Below are 22,891 nucleotides of genomic sequence, written 5' to 3'. Positions count from 1 at the left end.
ATGTTTTTTGGATAGATAATTATTATGCAGACTCTACCGATGACAGAATCAATAATTTGATAGGAGAAATGAATCCTTTTTTGTGGCAAGATATAGGTTCCGCTGATCCGGCGTATTATGATGAGTTTTGCCGATACATGAAAGGAAAAACCATAACTCTCGATAATAGCTTTGAATTAGAAAAAAACTTTGCGAAGACAATAGATTATGTTGATGTAACAGAGGCCTTTGAAGAATCTGATTATGACAAATGGAAGAATGGGGGCAAGAGATATATTGCTGAGGAACATAAGGGCGGTGAAGCCAGAGAAATCTGACAAAAGTCAGTTGCTTAAAATAGAACAATAGAAACGCTGAATTTACCAGTATTTCACACGAGAAAAAGAGTTGAAATTATAAGAAGTACAAAAAATTTTTCAAGGGGGTATCTCTATGATTAATGGTGATATTAATGAGTTTACCGATAAACTGTGGAGCGGTGAAGAACTGATATATGTGTATAATGGAAAAAAGTATTTTTCTCAAGGTTACCTAAGGGAAGATAAAGTGTATGTTTTTGAATTACAGCTTTGGGAACCAGAGGTAAAAACGCTTTGGCAGATATCTGGTAAGGACAATCAAGAGAGTTATGAAATCTTTTTAAAACAACCTTTGTTTGATGGAAAAACCTTCTGGGAAATTGAGAAGGATACAGAATGGGTTGATTATTAAAAAATATCCCATCTAATGCTACCAACATTAGGTGGGATATCTGAGGATACGAATACCCTCCAAACAAGTGACCTTATTATACTATAACATAGCGCGTCCATCAAAGACTATTTATGATTCGTTTGGGTACAATTTGGGTACAGCAGGTTTTGAATGATACGGATAGAATGAAAAGCGTATCAAATGATACGCACAAGAAGCACGAAAAGAATAGGAAAAAACGGTTTGAATTTTCCGAGTAAATGAGATGGAATAAGAACGTAAAAAGTCGTGAGACCTTTTAAATAAAGGGTTTCACGGCTTTTACTTTTTCTCAAAGTACTGTTGCAGTACTGTCTGGTTAAAGCTACAATGGATTTGAAGACCAGCCGATCAGGACGGCATGGGTAGAGGATGAGGAAGAATGTCTTTTTTTAATTGTGGATGTTGTGCAGGCATTAACAGAAAGTGCGAATGGAAGAAAATATTGGAATAAACTAAAACAGAGACTTAAAGAAGAGGGAAGTCAGTTGGTTACAAATTGTCACCAACTGAAAATGAAGTCGCCGAAGGATGGAAAACGATATAGTACTGATGTAGGAATTATATAAAACAAGGAGTTTGAATTTTTAATATAATACTCTGGAGGTGAATTATGACAGAACAAATATATGCTACTCCATGTGGCAATATACATTATTGGATAAATAAAGAGTCAATAAATAGTGAGTTGCAGTTAGTCTTTTTACCTGGACTTACCGCAGATCACAGATTGTTTGAAAAGCAAATTGAATATTTTGAAAGTAAGTATCCGGTTTTTGTATGGGATGCACCTGGGCATGCTGCTTCTTGGCCATTTTGCTTTGATTTTAATTTGATGGATAAAGCAAGATGGCTAGACGAAATCCTGGTAAAAGAGGGATTTGACCATCCTGTAATTATCGGTCAGTCTATGGGCGGTTACGTTGGACAGGCGTATGCACAGCTTTATCCTGAAAAGTTAAAGGGTTTTGTTTCTGTGGATTCGGCACCTTTACAGCGTAGGTACGTGACGGCCGCAGAAATTTGGCTATTGAAGCGAATGGAGCCGGTGTATCGACACTATCCTTGGAAGTCTCTTTTGAAGCTGGGAACGAATGGTGTTGCTACGTCGAGCTATGGAAGAAAAATAATGCATAATATGATGATGACCTATAATGGTGATCAGGAGAGATATGCAAAAATAGCAGGTCATGGTTATCGGATATTGGCGGAAGCAATGGAGGCAAATTTACCATATGAGATTAAGTGCCCTTCTATTTTAATTTGCGGAGAAAAAGATCATGCCGGCTCTTGTATCCGATATAATAAGGCATGGCATAAGAATACCGGAATTCCGATAGAATGGATAAAAGACGCGGGGCATAATTCTAATACTGATGCACCGGAAATTGTAAATCGGCTGATTGAGGAACTGGTCAAGAAATTATAGTTAAGAAAACAGTGAGTAGTATCACATTAGAAGAAAGGAAGGTGAATAGTATGGGATTATTTGATGTAGATGAAGAAAAGTTACAGGGATTTTATCATCGCGCATGGTTGGAGGCAAATCGTGGATTTGTGGATCCGAGAAAGTATCCGTACTTGGATAAGGCTTTATATATGTATGCAAGAGAACATGGTTGTTCCTATGATGATGCCTTAATCCTTGCAAAAACAGGAAAGAAGATCTGGTAGGAAATTGATTAAATAGGAGCAATAGGTCTACTTAAAAATCGAATGTGGGGGTTGGCCTTGTCTCTAATTATTTCTTCCGTTACTCTTACCTTATTGATGTCTTTATTACCAGCAGGTATTATGGATGGAATCCTTTCAGGAAGTACCTTGATTCTAATGTTAATGCAATTTTATGGAGATAAAACAATAGTGGAAGAGAATGGCAAAAAGTAAAAATGAGTTAACTTACCAGTATTTCACATGAGAAACAAATCTGGAACTACCGAATTTGAATAGTATATAAACTACGGGAGCCCCAATAAATAGCGGACTCCCGTTTTTACGTCACATTTCGTCTATCAAGATCAGTTCGAATAAATCAAGTTTAACATTGTGTTGATGTCACAAAGAAATTTAGAAAAATTCTATGCAATTCAATCATTTATAAAGCTCTATATGATCTGTTTAGATTTATCAAGTCATTTTGTAAGGCTTCATTTAGTGTATTTATAATTTTATCTTTTTCACTATAAATATCTCCATCAATTGGTAGATAATTGGATGCATGAGAACTGTTAAAATGCATATGAAATTTATCTAAACCTTCTACTAACCATTTTGTTTCTTGGAGACATTCCTTTTCTGTTAGAACTGTAAATTTTCCTTCCTGTATATCCTTGTACATAGGTGTGTTAGGAACAGGCATATAAGTCATAGCTGCCAAATGCTGGGGTTTTATATCATTTATTATTTTAGCAGTCAACCTGGCATTCTCCTTTGAGCCTTCCTTACCGGCTAGTCCCACCAAAATAATCGCATATAATTCTATATTTGCATCAACTAAGGCTTTACCAGCCTCTGTCATCTGTGCAACATTTACACCTTTGTGAGTGGCCTTTAATACGCTATCGTCGCCACTTTCTACACCAAGATATGCTTTAGTCAGACCGGCTTCCCTTAAAAGTTTCAATTCCTCTTTGCTTTTTTTCAAGGTTCCCTTAGGACTTGCATATGTAGCTATTTCTTTTATATTCGGAAAAACTCGTTTTATCTTATGTAATATTTTCAGCAAATTCTTTGTATCAAGGGATATTGCATCTCCATCACATAAAAAAATCTGATCTACCGAACCATAATATGACTTTGCCATATCGATATCTTCAAGTACTTCTGATAGTGGACGAACACGATATTTCTTATCCTTAAACATTCCGCAAAAAGTACAGGCATTATGGGAGCATCCTATTGTCACCTGTAGTATATAACTCTGCCATTCACTTGGTGGCCTATAAATATTTCCTTCATATCGCATATCAACACCTCCTTATAGAATTTACTTTTATAACGCTTTATAATGTGTTACAATTTGTAACGGGTTACGTTAATATTATAACAGTCATCCTGAATATATCAATATAACAACACGTAGCAATTAGCCCGTTTTTGTAACAGATATATAAGCTTACTATTATCACAAAAATATTATTTAGGAGGTCGAGAAAATGGATAAAAGAATCATAGAAAATTTACGAGTTAAAAATGCAATAGTTGAAGGATTTTTTGAATTGTTGAAGTCATATAACGTTGATGAAATTTCTATCACTATGATTTCACAGCAATCTAAAGTTTCAAGGATGGCTTATTATAGAAACTTTAATTGCAAAAACGATATTGTTTTGTATTTTCTTGAGTCTGTTTTTTGTGAAATTAAAGAATCTTTACCAGAAGAATGCGATTTTTGGTCAAAAGAATATGGCTATGTATTTCTAACAATTATGAAAAAATATCGCGCACAATTTCTGCTATTAGATAATGCAGGCTATCTTGGAATGGTACAAACCATGTTCAATGAGGCTAATATAGAACTTGGAGGAGAAATACCAAATAATTCAATAAAGAGATATAATCTTTACTTTGCCTCCGGCGCTACTCTTAATGGAATTATGGAATGGTTTAGAAATGAATGTAAAGAATCCCTGGATGATTTTTATCAGGCTATGGTGGATTTTATGGGTGCAAATGTTAATAACCCCGGCATTTCTGCTAGGATTATCGATTAGTATATATACTTGAATTGATTATTATTAAACTTCCTAACTAGTATCCTATAAGCTGATCATTTTATTAGTAGTCGCAAAAGGTCTAGGAAAAAGTAGTATACAAGCGACTTTTATTAAAATAAATCTTTTCAAAATGAACAAATTTTATTGACAAAAAAAAGAAGCTTATTTAAAATTTAAAAGTATTCTGTGAAAATTATAAATAACTACAGAAACAGCTAGATAGGGACCTTCTTGCAGAGGGTTCCTATTTTACAGATTAGATGATTTAAAAGAATTCATTAAGGTTGATGGATTGATAGATTCATTAGAGATGGAAATAAATACTTTGGAAAAAACAAAGAAAAGAAGTCAGAAGTTAAAGAAATCGCTCTTATTCATGCAGAATACAGCAAATTATTGTGAAGATTATATAAGAATGAATTCGTAGAAAAAAATTGAAAGGATGAATCTAGACTAAATGAGAAAAAAAGACATTGGCTTTGAATTTCTAAATTCAGATGATGCCGGGTTTATTAGGGATGATGAGGATGGAGATTCTTATAAATCCTCTGATGGATGCGGATTCTATCATGGCGCAGATGGTAGTGAAGGATATATTTACTCAGATGGTAGTGGATATTATCATGGCGCAGATGGAAGCGATGGCTATATTTATTCTGATGGAAGTGCATATTATCATGGCGCAGATGGCAGTGATGGTTATAAGTACTCAGATGGTAGTGGATATTATCATGGCGCAGATGGAAGCGATGGTTATAGATATTCCGACGGAAGCGGTTATTATAATTCGTCAGATGGTGACTACTATTCTTTTGATGAATATGATAGTGAAGATGATGACGATGATGACGATGATGAAGATGATGACGATTATGACGATGATGAAGATGATGACGATTATGATGACGATTATGATGACGATGATGATGACGATGATGATGACGATTATTATTATTATGAAGAAGAAGAGGAAGATAGCAGCAATGTGAGCCTTGGCGCAGTAGTGATAGGAACCTTGATTGGTTTGGGTTTTGTGGCGTATTCATCTTATAAAAAAAAACACAAAGAAGAATGGCTTGAAGAAAAACGTCGTCTTGAAGAAGAATGGCTTGGAGAAAAACGTCGTCTTGAAGAACGTCGTCTTGAAGAACGTCGTCTTGAAGAAGAACGTCGCCTTGAAGAAGAAAGGCTTGAAGAAAAACGTCGTCTTGAAGAAGAACGTCGCTTTGAAGAAGAACGTCGTCTTGAAGAAGAAAGACAACGTATAAGAGCAGAGAAAGCAAGAGCAAGAAGAAAAAAGCGTTTTACGTTTTATAAGAAGCACTGGAAGGAATTTTTTATATCTATTTTAATTCTCGGAGTCGCAGGCTTCCTGGGATACAAGTATTGGGAATATGCTCAGAGTGTAGAGATTGGGATTTCTTCGGAAGATGTAGCTGGAATGAATTATGAAGAAGTAGAATCACTACTAGAAGGAAGTGGGTTTAATTATGTCTATGCGTATTCACGGGCAGATTTAGATTATTCTGATAAGGATGATGAAAACAAAGTTATTGAAGTGAGCATTGATGGCAATACCCAGTTTTCTTCAATGGACAGATATCCTAATAACTCTCATGTTGAGGTTTTTTATCATACTTTGAAAGAAGCATTAACACCAGTATCAGCTAAAGAGGCAAAGGGTATGGATTATAAAGAGTTGGCAGGATTGTATAAAGATGCCGGATTTGTTAATGTCTCATATGAGAAGGAAGCTGATTTGATTACCGGATTGATTACAAAAAAGAATTCTGTAAAAAGCATCTCTATTGATGGGGACAGTGATTTCTCAGAAGATGTTTCTTACAGAATTGATGCTGAGATAGTAATTACATATCACACTTTTAAGTGAAGAAAGGCTGGTCGAGAGACCAGCTTTTCATAGTTGATATTTTGCGTAGATGCGACATAATAATTGTGAAAAAACTCTTATAAAAAACCGTGTATTTTGATACAATATATAAATACACAAAGAGTAAAGGCTAAAGGCCTGTGAGAAAAACTAAAGCTTATTGTAAGAACAGCCGATATAAACTTTGTTAAGATAACGAAGGGAGTTGACAGCCATGCGAACAATGTTACAATCTTGCAGAGCAGAGCAGAGCAGAGCAGAGCAGAGCAGAGCAGAGCAGAGCAGAGCAGAGCAGAGCAGAGCAGAGCAGAGCAGAGCAGAGCAGAGGTTAGTTGCGGCCTTTTTTCGAATAAAACAGAATATGATGATGATGGATAGCCGTCGAACTTGGTAGGACAGATATGTCTTATTATGTTCGGCGTTTTTTTGTGTTTTTAAAGGTGATGCAGCGACCATAACAGCTGTAAATAAAGATGTAAAGGAGATAAGAACTTTATGAAGATTAAGATGAAACAACTATTTGGCATCATGCTTAGTCTTGTGTTGGTGCTTGGATTAATGCCGGTAACCAGTTTAACGACGTATGCAGGAGGCGGAACTTATAGTGCTACATTCGAAGCAGATTCAGCAGTTAATTCAAATAACCTCACTCTGGAAATCAGTTTTTTAAATGAAGGCGGTAACAGTTTTGAAAATCGGGTAGTTACTATTTACCCTGAAGATGGAATCCGTACAGGGAGCGATAGTGGAAATATTCCAAGTGGTGCTAAGTCGGTTAAAATTAACGTTCAAACAGCTGGCAACTTGATAGATTATGAAAGTAGCAGTATTAACGGTAACAAAATTGATAATACTTGTGGAATAACGGAAACGGACCCATTGGTACTGAATATAAATGATGCGAATACTTTTACTTTAGTCATAGATATTAAAGTTATATCAAACATTCCAAACAATCCAGGTAGTGGAGACCCTAGTCAAGGTAGTGGAGACCCTAGTCAAGGAGGCGGAAATCCTGGTCAAGACCCTAGTCAAGGTAGTGGTTCACAGGAAAGAATTACGCTCAGTTTTAATCTATCAGGTGTGATTGATTTTATAGAAGAGGTTTCGGTATCCGGCGGAGGAGAAAATCAAAGATTTCAAGTTCAAGGCACAACAGGTACAACAGGCACAGTAACTATAAATGAGGCTGACGAATACACTATTAGAATTTCTCCATACTTTGGTGGTTACAAAATTGCAAGCGCCACAATAGACGGAAGCCCTTGTACAATAGATGAGGAGACAGGAATAGCATCACTGACGGTTTCTAAGAAAAATGGAGACTATAATATTTCTGTTACCAAAGGGGAACAAAGTGATGATGTGACGATTCTTTGGACCTACGATCCAGAGGAAAGAACTGGTGGTTGGTCTGATGCTTACATTGATGCAAGTACAGGAACTGTTGAATTTGTTAGTGCTACAAGAGGCGGCAATCAGGTTAACCTTAATGTTGATACAAATAATGGAGGCTATATACAATGTAAAAAAGGAGATGTGGTTACATTAAAGTTTGTCCCTAAAGCGGGATATCAGCTTTCAAGTGCTAGCCTTAACGGCCAGACTTTGGAAGCACAAGAAAGCCAAAGTACTTTTAAGGTTACTATGGGAGGCAACTTCCACCTTGCAGGTGCTTTTAGCAAAACTAATCCTCAGGTAAATGTCAGTGGAAGCAGTAGTGTGTCAGGGCTTAGCGTAAGCGGAACAGATGCAGCTCTCACCACTGGTAATGTAGCAATCGGCGTAACAGGAGGAAAAACTAATCCTACTGATGACAACATTTTGACAGCCATGGGTAATGACAGCGATGATTTTGTAAGTGCAGTTGAAACTGTCGATATCACTATGACCAATGTTATTAGTAAAGGTGGTAGCGGAGATTATTTTTCAAATGCAGCTAATTATTGGACTAACAAGATGACAGATCTTTCGAGTGCAGCTTCTTTTTCCTTAAGTGTACCAAACAATTTGTCTGAAGGGGAAACTTACAGTATTGTAAGAAACCACAATGGAAAACTTGAGGAATTAGATGCAATATATAATTCTGATACGGGAAGACTTACATTTTCGTCAGATAAATTCTCAGATTATACAATTATAAAGAAAAAAGGCACTCCTATAAATAATAGTTCTAATACGGACACTAGTACAAAGGTTCCATATGCAGATGTTGCTGTTAAAGCAGGTGTTGTAAATGATATTACAGATACAGCTGCAGTATCAGCAGAAAGCAATCCTTTTGGAGCAAAGATTGAAAACAATGATAACTTGACTACACTTTTAGCACTCACACCAGAAGAAGTGGCTCAGGGTGTAAATGTATGGCTTGATATTCAGGATATGAGTGCTTCTGTACAAGAGACAGATAAGACCTTAATTCAGGATACTTCTGGTGATTATACAGTTGGACTTTATTTTGATATTAATCTGTTTAAGAAAGTCGGAAGTAACGATGCAACAAAAGTTACTGAGACCAATGGTAAAGTACAAGCAAGTATAGTTATTCCTGAAAGCTTGAGGAAGAGTGGCAGAACATTTGAAATCATCCGTGTGCACGATGGCGTGGCTACAGATATCACTGGCACTTATGATGAAAATACACATGTATTCACATTTGAAACAGATAAGTTTTCAACATATGCCCTAGCTTATAAAGATTCGGCTTCATCAAGTGATAGTAGCAATAACAATCAGTCTACTACACCAAAGACCGGAGACCCAAATGATATCAGAGTACGGTATCTGCTTCTTCTAGCTTCTCTTGGCGGACTTGGATTTTTGGGGCTTTCAAAGAAGAAAAAGGTAAATGAATAAAACAGAAAAACAACGGTAATCATACAAATGGCTGTGCCCCAAAACGGCATGGCCATTTGTTATATAAGCAGTAATGTTAAGGAATTCTTTAACAGTCCACAAAGTGAGTATGCTAAAAAATTCCTTGGAACATCTAACTCAGTCGGAGAAATCCCACACCTCTAAGCGTTAGCCTACAGTAGAATTATGTTTTTTACGATATTGACTTGGTGTCATATCCATTTCTTTTTTAAAGAGCTTAACAAAATAGTTACTATCAGCTATACCAACAGATTCGCTGATTTGCTGAATGCTTTTTTGACTGCTTTCTAGAAGTTGACAGGCTTTTGTAACTCTTACTTTTCTTAGATAATTTCCAGGAGTTGTGTTTAATTCCTTTCTAAATAGAGCTAGAAGATAGCTCTTGGAAATAGACATCGTTGCTGTTAATAAATCAAGTGTAATATCATCCTGGTAGTAGTTTTCAAGATAGTAAATAGCGTTATTAATAACAGCGCTATGTTTGTTAGTATTAAGCTGCATAATAGCTTCGCAGAAATCCTTTACCATTTCTTTCTTGTGATCAAGAATTTTTTCAATATCTGTTTCTTTAATTGTAAGTTTAGTATTTTTTGATGAAATCTTATCTATAACATATACTGGTAAACCAGCTTTAAGGGCTGCAATTCTTAGGGTTGTTCTAGTAATTGCGCAGCCTATTCTTTCATTTTCTAATGTGGAACCAATTCTTTTTATATAGCTTACATCCTGCTGCATTTTAGATAAGTAGTTAAGGGCAGCCTCACTATCTCCCTTAGTTACGCAGTTAAAGAAGCTTTTTTCATTGTCATATCGAAGTTGTAAAAGATTAACAAAGTTCTCTCTATCTTCTTCAAAAAATAAGAACTGGCTTTCGTCTTCAAAAAAGCTAGGTTTCTTAATTCTACGACCTGAGTATTCGGAATCATTAGTTTTAAGGAAAGATGTAGCTATATGGATTGCCATATCTTCTGAAATCGTTGGAAATAGATTTCTGTAACGTAGATAAATATTCACATTTAAATCCTTTATGTTATTTTGTTCTAACACTCTTAATGCGTCTTGCTTTGTATGAAGAAGTGGTGTGAAAGGCCCTAAAATATATAGTTCATCATCAAGAAGAAAAACAAGCATTGAAATGTTAAAAACATCAGTTAATACATAGATTGTATTGGCATCCATGTTGTCTTTCATAGTCATGATAGCATCAGCGCTAAAAATCAATTGCACTCTATGTATCATATTTTTTTTGCCAAATCTTGCGGCTTCTTCTTTGGTGTTAATCTTATAAAATCCGATATTATAGAGTTCTCTTATAAGTTGTAAATTGTTGTCAGTAAGTTCATTTTTCATAGTATAATCCTTTATATAGTATATTGTGGAATAAAAATAAGAATATTCTACTAATATGAGTAACTTTGTTCTATAGCTATTTTACAATAAATGTTATCTTATTACCATAATAATTCATTGAATTAGGAGGTTTTTATGGAAACTAATAATTTGGGCAAAAGCCAAAAATACATGAAGGAAGGGGGAATACATTTTGCTCCTCTTTGGAGAATAATAGGATTCTCAGGTGCTAATATGGCAGGTAATCTTTATATGGGATTAACAATGATTATGTCCTTCTATCTTAATGGCTATGTAGGTATGGCTGTTATTTTGGCTTCTAGCTTTTCAACAATAACACGTCTTTGGGATGGTATAACTGATCCAATTGTAGGTTTTTTTGTTGATAAGTTTAAGGGAAATAAGTACATTGGAAAAACTAGACTTTGTTTAATTATGGGTGGATCTCTTTTGTTATTTAATAGTTTTCTAATGTTTAATGTTACAGATAGATTGCCAGCTGGTCCTATTAGACCTGTATTTTTTATATTTTTTACAGCGATTTATTATATTGGATATACATTTTTAAATGTATCAAATCACGTGGGATATGTTTGCTTAACAAATGATCCTGCACAAAGAAACATTTTATCAATCACAGGTACAATTTTTGTTAGAGTTATGAGAGCTGTAATGCAGATGGTTACTGCTGCATTAGCTGTTAAGTATGGCTCAATTAGAAGTGCTTTATTTTTCCATGAATATTGGGGAATTGTGGCAATTATAGCAACAATCGGTATTGTGATTTCTTATATTTGTATTATGCCAAAGGATATTCCAGAGTTCTCTGTAATTAAGAACAATAAGGCTTCAAAGGTAAAATTTAGAGATTATCTAGATATTCTAAAGCACAACAGACCGCTACAAATGATGATCGTAGCAAGAGCTACAGATCAGTTTTCTAATACTTGTAAGACAAGTGCAATTACACTTGTCCTTTATGGAATAGTAGTTGCCAACTATAAGCTTTCAGGCGGTTGGACACTATACACAACTATTGTTGGGCTTGTAATGATGACATTAGGAATCGGAGCCATTGGTACTAAGCTTGGTTTAAAGAAGGCTATGCAAATTGGTTCTTGGGGAGTGATTTTTCTTGACACAGTTGCTATTTTAATTTGGATTTTTATGGATCCTAAGACACTTTGTTTACCAGGTTATGTTAATGGTTATGGTCAGGCGTTTAACGGCTTTAGTGCATTTACAATATGCTTATTTATTGTAACTGTAATTGGTGGCGGATTCCAAATGATTACAAGTTCAATAGTTAATCCTATGATTGCAGATGTTAACGATTATGAAGCTGCTCGATCAGGAAAATATAAGCCTGGTATGATTGCAACCTTATTTTCATTTATGGATAAGTTAATTTCATCTTTTGGCCCAACTTTTGTAGGCATTGGATTTGCAATAATTGGCTTTAAGCATGCATTCCCAGACCTTAATACAAGCTATAGCACAAGCTTACTTGCAATTGCTCTTATTTTTAATTATGGATTAGAGCTTATTGGTGCAATTTTTAACATTATAGCAATGAAATTCTACGAGCTTACACCTGAGAAGATGAAGGAAGTTAAAGAAACAATATATGAAATGAGGAAGTTAAATGAATAAATTATCATTTAATAATGCTTGGGAGTTTACAAAAGTTAATAGTATGTCAATGGATACAAGCCCTGAAAAATCTGAAATTGTGGACTTACCTCATACATGGTATAGCAATGATGATTACTACAGGGGTATGGCAAAATATTCAAAAAAATTGTTAATAAATGACAATTGGAAAAATGTATTTATTGATGTTGAGGCAGCAGACCAACATGCTTATGTTTATGTGGATAATGTTTTGTTAACAGAGCATAAAGGTGGATATAGTGCCTTTAGATGCCAGATTCCAGAGGAAATTTATAAGGGTAAAAAAGAGCTAGAAGTAAGCATTTATGTAACAAATGCACTTGATGAAACAATCTCTCCCTTAGTTGGAGATTTTACGATTTTTGGCGGACTATATAGAGGCGTTAATATTCTTTATACAGAGCATGACTCATATTTTGATCCTTGTTATTATGGAACAGATGGTGTGATTGTTAGAACGAGTTTTAATGAGGATTATGGTCTAGTGGATATTGAACTGCACACCAAGACAAAGCAGGAAGATAGACTAGAGACAATTATAAAGGCAGCAGATGGAACAATTATTTATAGCTACGTCTGTGAGATAAGAGAACACATTCAGGCACAAATAAAGAATCCTATATTGTGGAATGGTAAGAAAAATCCATATTTATATACTGTAATTACTAGACTTTATTCAGCTGATGAATTAGTTGATGAAAAAATCACAAAAACCGGCTTTAGATGTGTAGAGATCGATCCTAATAATGGTTTATTTTTAAATAATGAGCACATTAGAATTAACGGAGTTTCTAAGCATCAGGATGTGGGAGAAAAATATAGCGCAGTTGTAAATGATGACATTTTAAATGATTTTTCATTAATTGATGAGATAGGAGCTAATTCTATTAGATTGTCCCATTATCAGCATAGTAGCTTTACATATGAATGTGCTGATAAGAAGGGATACTTAATATGGGCTGAAATTCCTATGCTTAAAATGACACAGAATGAAGAATTACTTGATAATGCTAGGGAGCAACTAAAGGAATTAATCCTACAAAATATTCATCATCCTAGTATTTACTGTTGGGGTATCCAAAATGAAATTGGTATGTTTAGAGATGCTCCATATATGTATGAAGACCTAATAAAATCCAAGGAATTAGTCAAGAGTCTTGATAGTCAAAGACTAGTTAGTGCAGCTAATCTCTACACTGTTAAATTTAAAAGTAAGCTTAATGAGACAACAGATATGATAGGCTACAACGTATATTTTGGTTGGTATTATGGGAAAATGCAGGATTATAGTAAATACCTTGATAAGTTCCATGAGGCTAGGCCAAATCTAGCTATTGGCATGAGTGAATATGGGGTAGACTGTAATATTGGGCTTCATTCAAATAATCCGCAAGTTAAGGATTATTCAGAGGAATATCAGGCTTTATATCATGAAACTGTTTATAAGATATTTGAGACTAAGCCATATTTATGGGGCAGTTATGTTTGGAATATGTTTGATTTTTCAAGTGCCATAAGACAAGAAGGTGGCCTAGATAAAGTTAATGGAAAGGGCCTTGTAACTGCAGATAGAAAAATAAAAAAAGATGCATTCTATTATTATAAAGCTAAGTGGAGCAAGGAGAAATTTGTTCATATTTGTTCTAAAAGATTTGTAAATAGATTAGAGGATACTATTGATATAAAAGTATTCACTAATTGTGAGACAGCCACTCTCTTACTTAATGGAAAGGAGTGCATTGAGGCAAGTAACAATGGAAATGCAACAATTATTTTTGAAAATCTAAGACTAGAAAGCCAGGTTAATGATATCACTGTTATAAGCGGAGATTGTAGTGACAGCGCAAGTTTTGTTAAGGTTAAGGAAGAAGATAAATCTTATAGGCTTGAGGCTGAAGCTGCTGGAACTAGCGTAAAGAACTGGTTTTTAAAGGATGATGATTTAACTAAGGAAGGTTTTTATTCTATTAAAGATACAGTTAATGACCTAATTGAGAATAAGGATACTTACGAGATACTAAAGAAGTATATTCCAGATATTTTAGAAATGATTTTATCAAATGAAGATTTTCCCCTAGGTCTTGCATTGCAAAGTGTAATAAATAGGGCAAAACCTGAAAATTTGGATATTAACCTGTTTAACAGCGAATTAAATAAAATAGAAGTTGAGTATTAAATATTTTAGACATGAGAAATAAGCTTGTTTAAATCAGAAAAAATAAAGAGACCCTAGCACAGTTATTAAAATTGTGTTAGGGCCTCTATTTTTATTCCCAATTAGGGAAAGAATATTTTCACAATGCAACGCCTAAGTCTTACTTGCCAATAATCTCCAATTCCTTAGGATAGCTATTAAGTACTTCAACACCCTCAGGAGTTACAAGTACAAGGTCTTCTACACGAACACCCACTTCATCAGTGACATAAATACCAGGTTCAATTGAGAAAATCATACCTGCCTTAGCTTCTGTCTCATTAGTTGATGAAACATCGCCAAATTCATGCTCTGATAGGCCGATGAAATGACCAAGTCTGTGAGTGAAGTTCTCGCCATAGCCTTCATTTGAAATAAGATCTCTTGCAGTCTTATCGAGCTCTTTTAACTTAATGCCTGGCTTAATTTTAGCGATAGCAGCTTCATTTGCAGCACGAGTAGTATTATAGATAAATCTATCCTTATCGGATACTTCTTTATAGAAAAATGTTCTTGTCATATCAGAACAGTATCCATCCTTAATGCATCCAACATCAAAGAGTACGCAATCACCAGGTTTAATTACTGTATTATCTGGTGAATGGTGTGGATCTGCTGCATTCTTACCAAAGGCAACTAATGGTTCAAAGGAGAAACCATCTGCTCCAAGGTCCTGATAAATCTTAAGAGTCTGATCAGCAACTTCTTTTTCAGTAACACCATCGTGAACAAGTTCTTTAAATTTAGCAATTGCTAGGTCGTTAATATGACTTGCAACACGCATTTTTTCCTGTTCTTCTTCATCTTTAATACCACGAGTAGTATCAATGGCAATTGATGAATTAACAAAGCCCTTAGCTGCATTACGTTCCATAAGTGGGAGAAGGAATCTTGCGCGAATATCCTTATCAACACCTAAAGTCCAATCAGGATTAATATATGGCATTATAACATCAGCCACATCGTCGGTATCTGAATACCAAACTTTTTCAACTCCAAGCTCCCCAGGAGCATTAAATAATTTATTTAAGAAAAAGACATTCTTTCCATCTTCTCTAAGCAATAATCCATAGAAACGTTCAAAGGGTTCCTGATAGATACCAGTAAGATAATATATAGACATAGGATCTACAATTAACATTTGTTGTACATTCATTTCTTTTAAGGCCGCAAAGATACGGTCAATACGATTTTGTTTCATTTTATTCACTCCTTTTCAATCTGTCACTATTTAATAAGGATACCACTTTGAAATAAAAACACAAATGTTAATAATTTTTTATATAATTCCAATATAGTATAAGACAAATTTTTGTGTTTATAGTATAATTTAAATATAATTTTGGTTGTAAAAAATAGGTTGAATAGGGGATACAGTTTGAAGAGGAGATATATTATTATCATTAATATATTGATGGTAGGTTTGATTCTTTTTGTTATTGTGAAATATGCCAATGATAGAGCCTTAGAGTCAAACCGTGCTTTAGTTGCGTCTTTTGAGAAAATGACTATAACCACAGAACAAATTATTGATAATTATTTAGAGGATGAGCAGCATTTGTGCGATATTTGGTCGAACTATATTAATAATTTAGCAGATGCAGGAAATCCAATGACTATGGAGGAAGCAGTTTCTTATATTAGAAAAGTTAAAATATCATCTGAAATATCTGGACATTTAATATATATTGATGATGGATCTTTGCTTGGTATATCTACATCGCCTAGTACAACAAATTCAAATAATTATCAAGTGGATTATTCTCATATATCAATTTTTGATAATTTTGATATTAAGAATGTGGATGGTAAAGTTAACCTAACAAGAGCATATACAAATCCATTAAATGGTGTGCAATCCATTGCATTTTTAAATAATGTTAAGATTCTTGATGAGGAAAAAGGTGTAATTAGAGATGGTCTTATTATTAGAGTTGTGCCAGTAAGCCGTTTAGAGCAAAAGCTCATTTTTTTAAAGGGCGAATATGAAAAGGTGGAAATATCTATTATTGATTGGGACGGAAATTATATGATTCATGGAAAATCTCTAAAAAATAGCAATTTTTATGAGTATTTTAAATCCTATAATCCTATGTCTAATAAGGAGTTTAATAAGGTTGTGGAAAGTATTCACACGGATATAGCTTCTATGCATATTCGTAATTCAAAAAGTGAGGATTGTGTTATTGCATATACACCTTTAACAAGCTTAGATTCTTGGTATTTGATTGCCTATATTCCTGCTAAGGAATTAACAGATAACAGGTCTGTAGATTGGCTTTTACTTGGAATGACAAGCGTGGGACTTATGATTTTGCTCCACTTTAATTTATTAGTGCTTCGTGCTTTTAATCGCAAACTTGAAGTGGCAGCTATAGCTGCAAATCAGGCAAATGAGGCTAAATCACAGTTTTTATCAACTATGTCCCATGATATTAGAACGCCTATGAATGCCATTGTTGGCATGAACGAGATGATTCTTAGAAACAGTCATGATGAAGAAATTTTGACATATGCCAATAATATAAAAATGGCAGGTACTACCTTACTTGCTATTATTAAGGATATATTAGATTTTTCAAAAATCGAAGCTGGCAAGATGGAACTTGTGTTGGAAAGTTATAATTTCGTTTCGTTACTAAATGATTTGGTTAATATGGTTACGTGTAAGGCCGAGGAAAAAGGGCTTTTCTTTGAATTAAATGTGGATAGAAATATTCCAAGGGTGTTAATTGGTGATGAAATAAGAATAAAGCAGATTATTACTAATATTTTATCTAATGCTGTGAAGTACACAAAAGAAGGAGGTATAACATTTACTATTACAAGTACTAAATCTGATAAAAGACAAGATGAAGTAAGTTTACATGTGGAAATTAAGGATACGGGAGTAGGCATAAAAAAAGAAGATTTGGACAAGCTCTTTATTGCCTTTGAGCGAATTGAAGAGAAGAAAAATCGAGATGTTGAGGGAACTGGACTTGGAATGGCAATTGCACAGAGTTTTCTCAATATGATGGGAAGTAAGATTTATGTAGAAAGTGAATATGGAGTTGGTTCTGTTTTTTCCTTTGAATTAAGGCAGACAGTTGTTGATTGGGAAGCGATAGGAGAGTATGATGAGGCCTTTAAGCAGTTTAGAAGTGAACAAAAGGAGTATAAAGCCAAGTTTGAGGCTCCAGAAGCGAAAATTCTTATTGTTGATGATACAGAGATAAATCTTAAGGTTTTAATTAGCTTGCTTAGAGAAACAAAAATTCAAATTGATACGGCAGATAGTGGAGATGCCTGCATAAGTAAGTTTAAGACAAAACATTACGATATTATTTTTCTAGATCATATGATGCCAGGTAAAGATGGAATTGAAACCATTAAGGAAATGAGAACATTAAAGGACACGGCTAATGAGAATACACCAGTGATTTGTCTTACGGCTAATGCAGTTTCTGGAATGCGTGAAAAATACATAGAGGCAGGTTTTGATGATTATCTTACTAAACCTATAGACACAGTTAAGCTTGAAAATATGATTTTAAATTATTTATCAACGGATTTAGTAGTGTTAAATAATGAAGATAAAAGGACTGAGAGTTTTACTGCTCCACAAAATATTTTAGTAATTAATAAAGATCTTGGGGTTTTGAGAAAAATCAAAGAGTGGCTAGAAGATGCAGGAAATATTGTGCTTGTTAAATCTGAGGAACAGGCTATTAAATATTTAGAAAATCATGAGGTTTCTTTAATACTTGTGGATAAAGAAATGAGGTTAGAGGAAAGCTTTGATGACGTTAAATTACTATCTCGAGATTTTAAAGAAATGGATAGGGATGAACTTATTGATCTGATAAAGGAATTTTTATAGGAATTTTTATAGGAAATTTCTTATGGGGTTTCTATTAGTTTTGCTAGAAAGGAGAGCGTATGGGGAGAACTGTTAAGAGAATCGTTAGTGTGGTTTTTGCAGCAATTTTGCTAGTTTCTGTCCCTGGCTGTGAAAAGAGTAAAAGTGAAAGTAAAGAATTTACGCCTAAGTATGACACTAGTATAAATTATAAGATTTCTGTTGTGGGAACATATGCTAATTTTGAATCTTTAGAAAGTGAGTTTGAAAGATTCTATTCTTATTATCCCAATGGGGAAATTGGATATACTTATCTTGACGATTACGGAAATACAATAGGTCCGGCATTGGCAGGCCAAGAGCCTCCTGATATTTATGTGGTACAACCATGGATGTATGGAAATGAAAAATATGCAGATTTATTTAATAATGCTCAAGATCTCTCTGATGAAAAATTAGATATAGATCTTGATTGCATAAGAGAAGGGGTTAGTTGGGAGATGGAGGATGGTCAAATCTTGACATTACCAATTTTTGCAACATCTTATGGCATGCTAGTAAATATGGATATTTTTGAAAAAGAAGGGCTAAAAGTGCCAGAAACCTATGGGGAATTATTAGATGTAAGTAAAAAGTTAAAGGCAGCAGGATATGAATCTCCAGTTATGGGTGCCAATACCATGACAACTCCAGGAATAGGCTACACCTTTGCTTATCCTATGTTTGCTAAGACTGTAAAGGATGATAGAAGCGTTGAAGATGCCCTAAATAATCTTGATCCTTTAGCTGGTGAAACAATGAGAAATTCTCTTACAAGATTAAAGGAGTTCGTGGATTCAGAATGTATAGATATAAATAAGTGTAGTAGAGAAATAGAAAATGACTACGATGCAGTAATTATGCGATTTTTTGAGGGCGATGTTCCTATGATGTTGTGCTCAGGAGATGTCGTATCAGGTACAAAAAAGCGTGAAAGCAAGTCAGAAGCATTTTCAAACAATCCATTTAAATATGATTTTTACATAGCACCATCAGGGGATGATGGTGGTTACTACATGGATTCAATTTCTATTCTGTTTTGTGTAAATAAAAATAGTGCAAATATTGATATGACAAATGAATTTATACGATTTTTAACAAGTCAGAAAGAGCTTGGACTTATGGCCCAAGAAAAAAGGTTGATTACGCCTACTAAAGATTATTCCCTTGATGAGGTGTACGCTTCTCTTTCGGGATTCCCAGATAATCGAACCATTAGTTTTAGAGACACGGAAATTCTTGATACAACAGTAAAGCAGTTTAGGGCAGCAGCCTACGCAGTCATAAATAATACTATGACAGTAGATGAAGCAGTAGAAAAATACGGAAGCATAGCTGTAAAGTGATAGCTTGTGTTGTGAAGTATAAAAGGCATTGAAATATAAGAAAGGTATAAAAAGTTGCATTGCTACTAAGGCTTGATAATTTCTTTAAGATCTTGTACTAGGGAGATGGCCTCATCGTAGTCAAGATTTGAAACTAGATTTGACAAGTTTTCAAATTTACTGCTAATTTCTTGGTCGCAGTTGTAGCTTAGAACTTGCTTAGTAAGTTCTTCTGCATCGGCAAGATTAAAGTCATTAAGGGCGTAAAGTAGATTATCCAATATTGAAAGGATTGAGTCTTTGTCAAATTCCTTTCGGGCTGTTTCTTTTGTTAGAGCATAAGGTTCAAGATAAGGTTTTAAAGCACGAAAAGACTTTATAATGCCAGGGGCAATTTCTTTAATTTGTTCTAGTTGCTCATTTTTTCCTAGTTTTTCAAGGGTGAAGAAATCCTCGCTAAGGGCAGTTGCACCAATCATGCGGCAGATGGTCTTAAGAGAATGAACTGTAATTGTGAAATCCTTGAGATTAGCATTTGCAAGAAAATCTTCTGTTTGCTTGCTTTTTTCATCTATAAGTTTGTAAACATCAGCAAGAAGCTCTAAGAAAAGATCCTTAGAACCTGAAGTTGCAATAGCTTTATTTGTATCAATACCTGGAATATTAATTTCTTTGCCTATATTATTCATAGAAAATTCCTCCATGGAAATCACGCTTTTTTTTAAGTATATCATATTGAAAAGAATTAGAGAGGGGGTAAGCTTATGATTTCTCCAATAATCGTTGTTGATGATGATTCTATAATTTTAAAAAAAGCTTGGAAAACCTTGACTGATGCTGGATTTAAGGCTGTTGCTTTGAAATCTGGAAAAGCATTATTAGAATACATGCAAGATCATTCGGCTCCGGATTTAATTTTAATGGATATAAATATGCCGGAAATGAGCGGCTTTGATGTAATAAAGGAGCTAAAAAATAGTCATATTTCTTGGGCTGACACACCTGTAATCTTTTTGACTGCTGAGGAAGATGAGGAAATAGAAACACAAGGCTTGTTACTTGGTGCTATGGATTTTATTAGGAAACCATTTGTTCCAAGCGTGTTAGTTCTTAGGGTGAAGCATGCCATTGAACTTGTAAAACTTACAAATAATCTTTGGAGCATGGTAGCTGAGAAGACTAGAGAAAATGAGAGTTTATTTTTACATGTGGTTGAATGCCTTGCAGATGCAATTGATGCCAAGGATAATTATACAAAGGGTCATTCAGGAAGGGTGGCAGCATATTCTAAGGAAATCGCAAGGCGTTATGGTTATGATGAAAAACAGCAGGAGAAAATCTTTATGTTGGGCCTCCTTCATGATGTTGGCAAAATAGGTGTGCCAGATGAAGTAATAAACAAGCCAGGAAGACTCAATGATGAAGAATTTGCCTGTATAAAAAAGCATCCTGCTATAGGCTACAAAATTCTAAGCAATATCAAGGAAATGCCAGAGCTTTCTCTTGGTGCAAAATTCCATCATGAAAGATATGATGGTAATGGATATCCTGAAGGAATATCAGGCGAATATATTCCAGAAGTAGCAAGAATTATAGCAGTAGCCGATGCTTATGATGCAATGACAAGTAACCGCAGCTACAGAAATGCCCTCCCACAAGAGAAGGTGCGCGAAGAAATTAAAAAAGGCAAAGGTACTCAATTTGACCCTCAATTCGCAGATATTATGTTGGAGATAATAGATGATGAAAGCAGCATATGATGGGGATGATTGACAATTAGGTGTATATTGGGTAATAATGTAGAGGTGTGGTTAATGTTATGTTCTTTAAGAAACCACAAATCTTAAAAAATCTAGAATTTTGCTGTCCAAAGAGAGAAAGAAGGAAAGAAAAACACAGCAGAAATCAAGAAAACTCCCAAATTGTTGCACAAACTGGAAAAAAAGAGAGGTGAAGCACAGCAGAAATTAAGAAACAAGAAAATTTGCTGTCTGAACAGAGAAAGAAGGAAAGAAAAGCACAGCAGAAATCAAGGAAACCCCAAAAATTGCTGCACAAACAGGAATAAAAGAGAGGTGAAGCACAGCAGAAATCAAGAAAACACCCAAATTGCTGTCCAGACAGAGAAAGAAGGAAAGAAAAGCACAGCAGAAATCAAGAAACAAGAAAAATTGCTGTCCGAACATATGAGAAAGGAGAAAAAATGAGGAATCAAAAGCAAAATATGATAACAAGCTACACAAGCCTGTATTTTGAAGCTAAAAAGCGATATATTGAATTGCTTCAAATTAAGTCCATGAAAGAAAAAGAGCTTGAAAAGGCACCGCCAGGAAAGATACATATAAGTAAAACAAAAAAGGGAGTTCAGTTCTATCTGCGAACGCATACTGAAGAAACGACTGGAAAATATATTTCAAAGGCGGATAAATCAACTATTGGACGATATTTACAAAAAGCGTATGATGAAAAAATCACTAAATTAGTTAATATAGAAATTAATAGTTTAAAGAAATTTCTTGTCAAATCAGAGAATTCTATAAGCAAGATTCAAAATGCTTATTCTAATAATCCCATAGAAGTTAAAAATTATATAAAAGCAATTGATATGTCAGATGAAGATTTTGCCAATAAGTGGCTAAGTATCCCGTACAAAGGTAAAGCTATTTCGGATTATGTTCCGTATTTTGAGACTAGGAGAAAGGAAAGGGTTAGATCCAAGTCAGAGCTTAATATAGCGAATGCTTTATTAGATTTTGGGGTACCATATAAATATGAATGTCCCTTACATCTTAAGAATGGAATGACTATTTATCCAGATTTTACAATCCTTGATGTAAAGAAGAGAAGGGTAATTTATTGGGAACATAGGGGAATGATGGATGATAAGGAATATGCAAAACATGCAGTTAATAGACTAAAAATAATGATGCAGGAAGGCTTATTTATTGGAGAAAATGTGATTATTACTGAAGAGACAAGTTCAACTCCATTAGCTAGCAATGAAATAAAAGCAGTTATTAGCAAATATTTAGGCGCCTAAAAGCTTGCCAATTGTAGTACCATTACCATGACATCAAAAGTGATTAGTCTAGAACATACGCCAGAAGGCTGAAATGAATAGTTTTGCATAATATACCCCTTTATTTTATAAATATCATTTTATTATCCTAGATGAGGCCACAGCTTCTCTAGATGTGGAGAATGAAACATTAATTCAGGAGGCCTTATCTAGAATATCTTACTAGCTAAGGA

General features: G+C 34.5%; 17 protein-coding genes. 13 read left to right on the top strand and 4 right to left on the bottom strand.

Translation table 11 applies throughout. The features are described from left to right. Positions 1–68 precede the first annotated feature (68 nt). The 4 genes from G600_RS0111765 (at position 69) to G600_RS0111745 (ending at position 2,406) form a co-directional block, all read left to right on the top strand. Positions 69–317 (top strand): hypothetical protein, encoded by a 249-nt coding sequence (locus tag G600_RS0111765; protein ID WP_027432088.1) that lies wholly within the window; start codon positions 69–71, stop codon positions 315–317. Between the two features lie 115 nt (positions 318–432). Beyond that, entirely contained in the window at positions 433–711 is a 279-nt protein-coding gene (locus G600_RS0111760) for a hypothetical protein (RefSeq protein WP_027432087.1), read from the top strand. Positions 712–1,345: 634 nt separating this feature from the next. Beyond that, positions 1,346–2,161: an alpha/beta fold hydrolase gene (locus G600_RS0111750; protein ID WP_027432086.1), complete on the top strand. Its 816-nt coding sequence runs from the start codon at positions 1,346–1,348 to the stop codon at positions 2,159–2,161. A 50-nt stretch (positions 2,162–2,211) separates the two neighbouring features. Continuing rightward, positions 2,212–2,406 (top strand): hypothetical protein, encoded by a 195-nt coding sequence (locus G600_RS0111745; protein ID WP_027432085.1) that lies wholly within the window; start codon positions 2,212–2,214, stop codon positions 2,404–2,406. A gap of 421 nt (positions 2,407–2,827) precedes the next feature. On the opposite strand, the gene G600_RS0111735 is transcribed toward G600_RS0111745, so the two are convergent. Further along, complete coding sequence (locus G600_RS0111735; RefSeq protein ID WP_027432084.1) at positions 2,828–3,697, bottom strand: B12-binding domain-containing radical SAM protein; 870 nt, start codon at positions 3,695–3,697, stop codon at positions 2,828–2,830. A 190-nt stretch (positions 3,698–3,887) separates the two neighbouring features. Here G600_RS0111735 and G600_RS15270 point away from each other — a divergent pair, with 190 nt between their 5' ends. The 3 genes from G600_RS15270 (at position 3,888) to G600_RS0111715 (ending at position 9,195) form a co-directional block, all read left to right on the top strand. Further along, entirely contained in the window at positions 3,888–4,445 is a 558-nt protein-coding gene (locus G600_RS15270) for a TetR/AcrR family transcriptional regulator (RefSeq protein ID WP_027432083.1), read from the top strand. A 460-nt stretch (positions 4,446–4,905) separates the two neighbouring features. After that, entirely contained in the window at positions 4,906–6,339 is a 1,434-nt protein-coding gene (locus G600_RS15265) for a PASTA domain-containing protein (protein ID WP_051195504.1), read from the top strand. 495 nt (positions 6,340–6,834) lie between these two features. After that, positions 6,835–9,195, top strand: a complete 2,361-nt coding sequence (locus tag G600_RS0111715) for a hypothetical protein (RefSeq protein ID WP_027432082.1) — start codon at positions 6,835–6,837, stop codon at positions 9,193–9,195. Between the two features lie 168 nt (positions 9,196–9,363). Here the strand turns inward: G600_RS0111715 and G600_RS15260 are convergent, their stop codons facing one another. Continuing rightward, positions 9,364–10,566 (bottom strand): helix-turn-helix transcriptional regulator, encoded by a 1,203-nt coding sequence (locus G600_RS15260; protein ID WP_051195503.1) that lies wholly within the window; start codon positions 10,564–10,566, stop codon positions 9,364–9,366. A 135-nt stretch (positions 10,567–10,701) separates the two neighbouring features. Between G600_RS15260 and G600_RS0111705 the strand changes: the two genes are divergently transcribed. Both G600_RS0111705 and G600_RS14545 read left to right on the top strand, forming a co-directional pair. Beyond that, the gene (locus G600_RS0111705) at positions 10,702–12,219 is read left to right on the top strand and encodes an MFS transporter (RefSeq protein WP_051195502.1); all 1,518 of its coding nucleotides are present in this window, start codon (positions 10,702–10,704) and stop codon (positions 12,217–12,219) included. Then, positions 12,212–14,416: a glycoside hydrolase family 2 protein gene (locus G600_RS14545; RefSeq protein ID WP_051195501.1), complete on the top strand. Its 2,205-nt coding sequence runs from the start codon at positions 12,212–12,214 to the stop codon at positions 14,414–14,416. The genes G600_RS0111705 and G600_RS14545 overlap by 8 nt, the downstream gene beginning before the upstream one ends. 139 nt (positions 14,417–14,555) lie before the next feature. Here the strand turns inward: G600_RS14545 and G600_RS0111695 are convergent, their stop codons facing one another. Next, positions 14,556–15,635, bottom strand: coding sequence for a M24 family metallopeptidase (locus G600_RS0111695; protein ID WP_027432080.1), 1,080 nt, complete (start codon positions 15,633–15,635; stop codon positions 14,556–14,558). A gap of 177 nt (positions 15,636–15,812) precedes the next feature. Between G600_RS0111695 and G600_RS15255 the strand changes: the two genes are divergently transcribed. Then, a complete protein-coding gene (locus tag G600_RS15255) occupies positions 15,813–18,296 on the top strand; it encodes a response regulator (protein WP_155885980.1) in 2,484 nt (827 codons plus the stop codon). 59 nt (positions 18,297–18,355) lie between these two features. Beyond that, positions 18,356–19,660, top strand: coding sequence for an ABC transporter substrate-binding protein (locus G600_RS0111685; RefSeq protein ID WP_027432079.1), 1,305 nt, complete (start codon positions 18,356–18,358; stop codon positions 19,658–19,660). Positions 19,661–19,725: 65 nt separating this feature from the next. Here G600_RS0111685 and G600_RS0111680 read toward each other — a convergent pair whose 3' ends face one another. Continuing rightward, positions 19,726–20,328, bottom strand: coding sequence for an Hpt domain-containing protein (locus G600_RS0111680; RefSeq protein ID WP_027432078.1), 603 nt, complete (start codon positions 20,326–20,328; stop codon positions 19,726–19,728). Positions 20,329–20,403: 75 nt separating this feature from the next. On the opposite strand from G600_RS0111680, the gene G600_RS0111675 reads away from it, so the two are divergent. Continuing rightward, complete coding sequence (locus tag G600_RS0111675; protein ID WP_027432077.1) at positions 20,404–21,399, top strand: HD domain-containing phosphohydrolase; 996 nt, start codon at positions 20,404–20,406, stop codon at positions 21,397–21,399. Positions 21,400–21,842: 443 nt separating this feature from the next. Continuing rightward, a complete protein-coding gene (locus G600_RS0111665; RefSeq protein ID WP_051195499.1) occupies positions 21,843–22,679 on the top strand; it encodes a hypothetical protein in 837 nt (278 codons plus the stop codon). Positions 22,680–22,891 lie beyond the last annotated feature (212 nt).

Origin of the sequence: Lachnospira multipara ATCC 19207, assembly GCF_000424105.1 — a bacterium.
Lineage (GTDB): Bacteria > Bacillota > Clostridia > Lachnospirales > Lachnospiraceae > Lachnospira > Lachnospira multipara.
The sequence above is the reverse complement of the archived record's forward strand: the minus strand, read 5'-3'. Positions and strand labels throughout refer to the sequence as shown.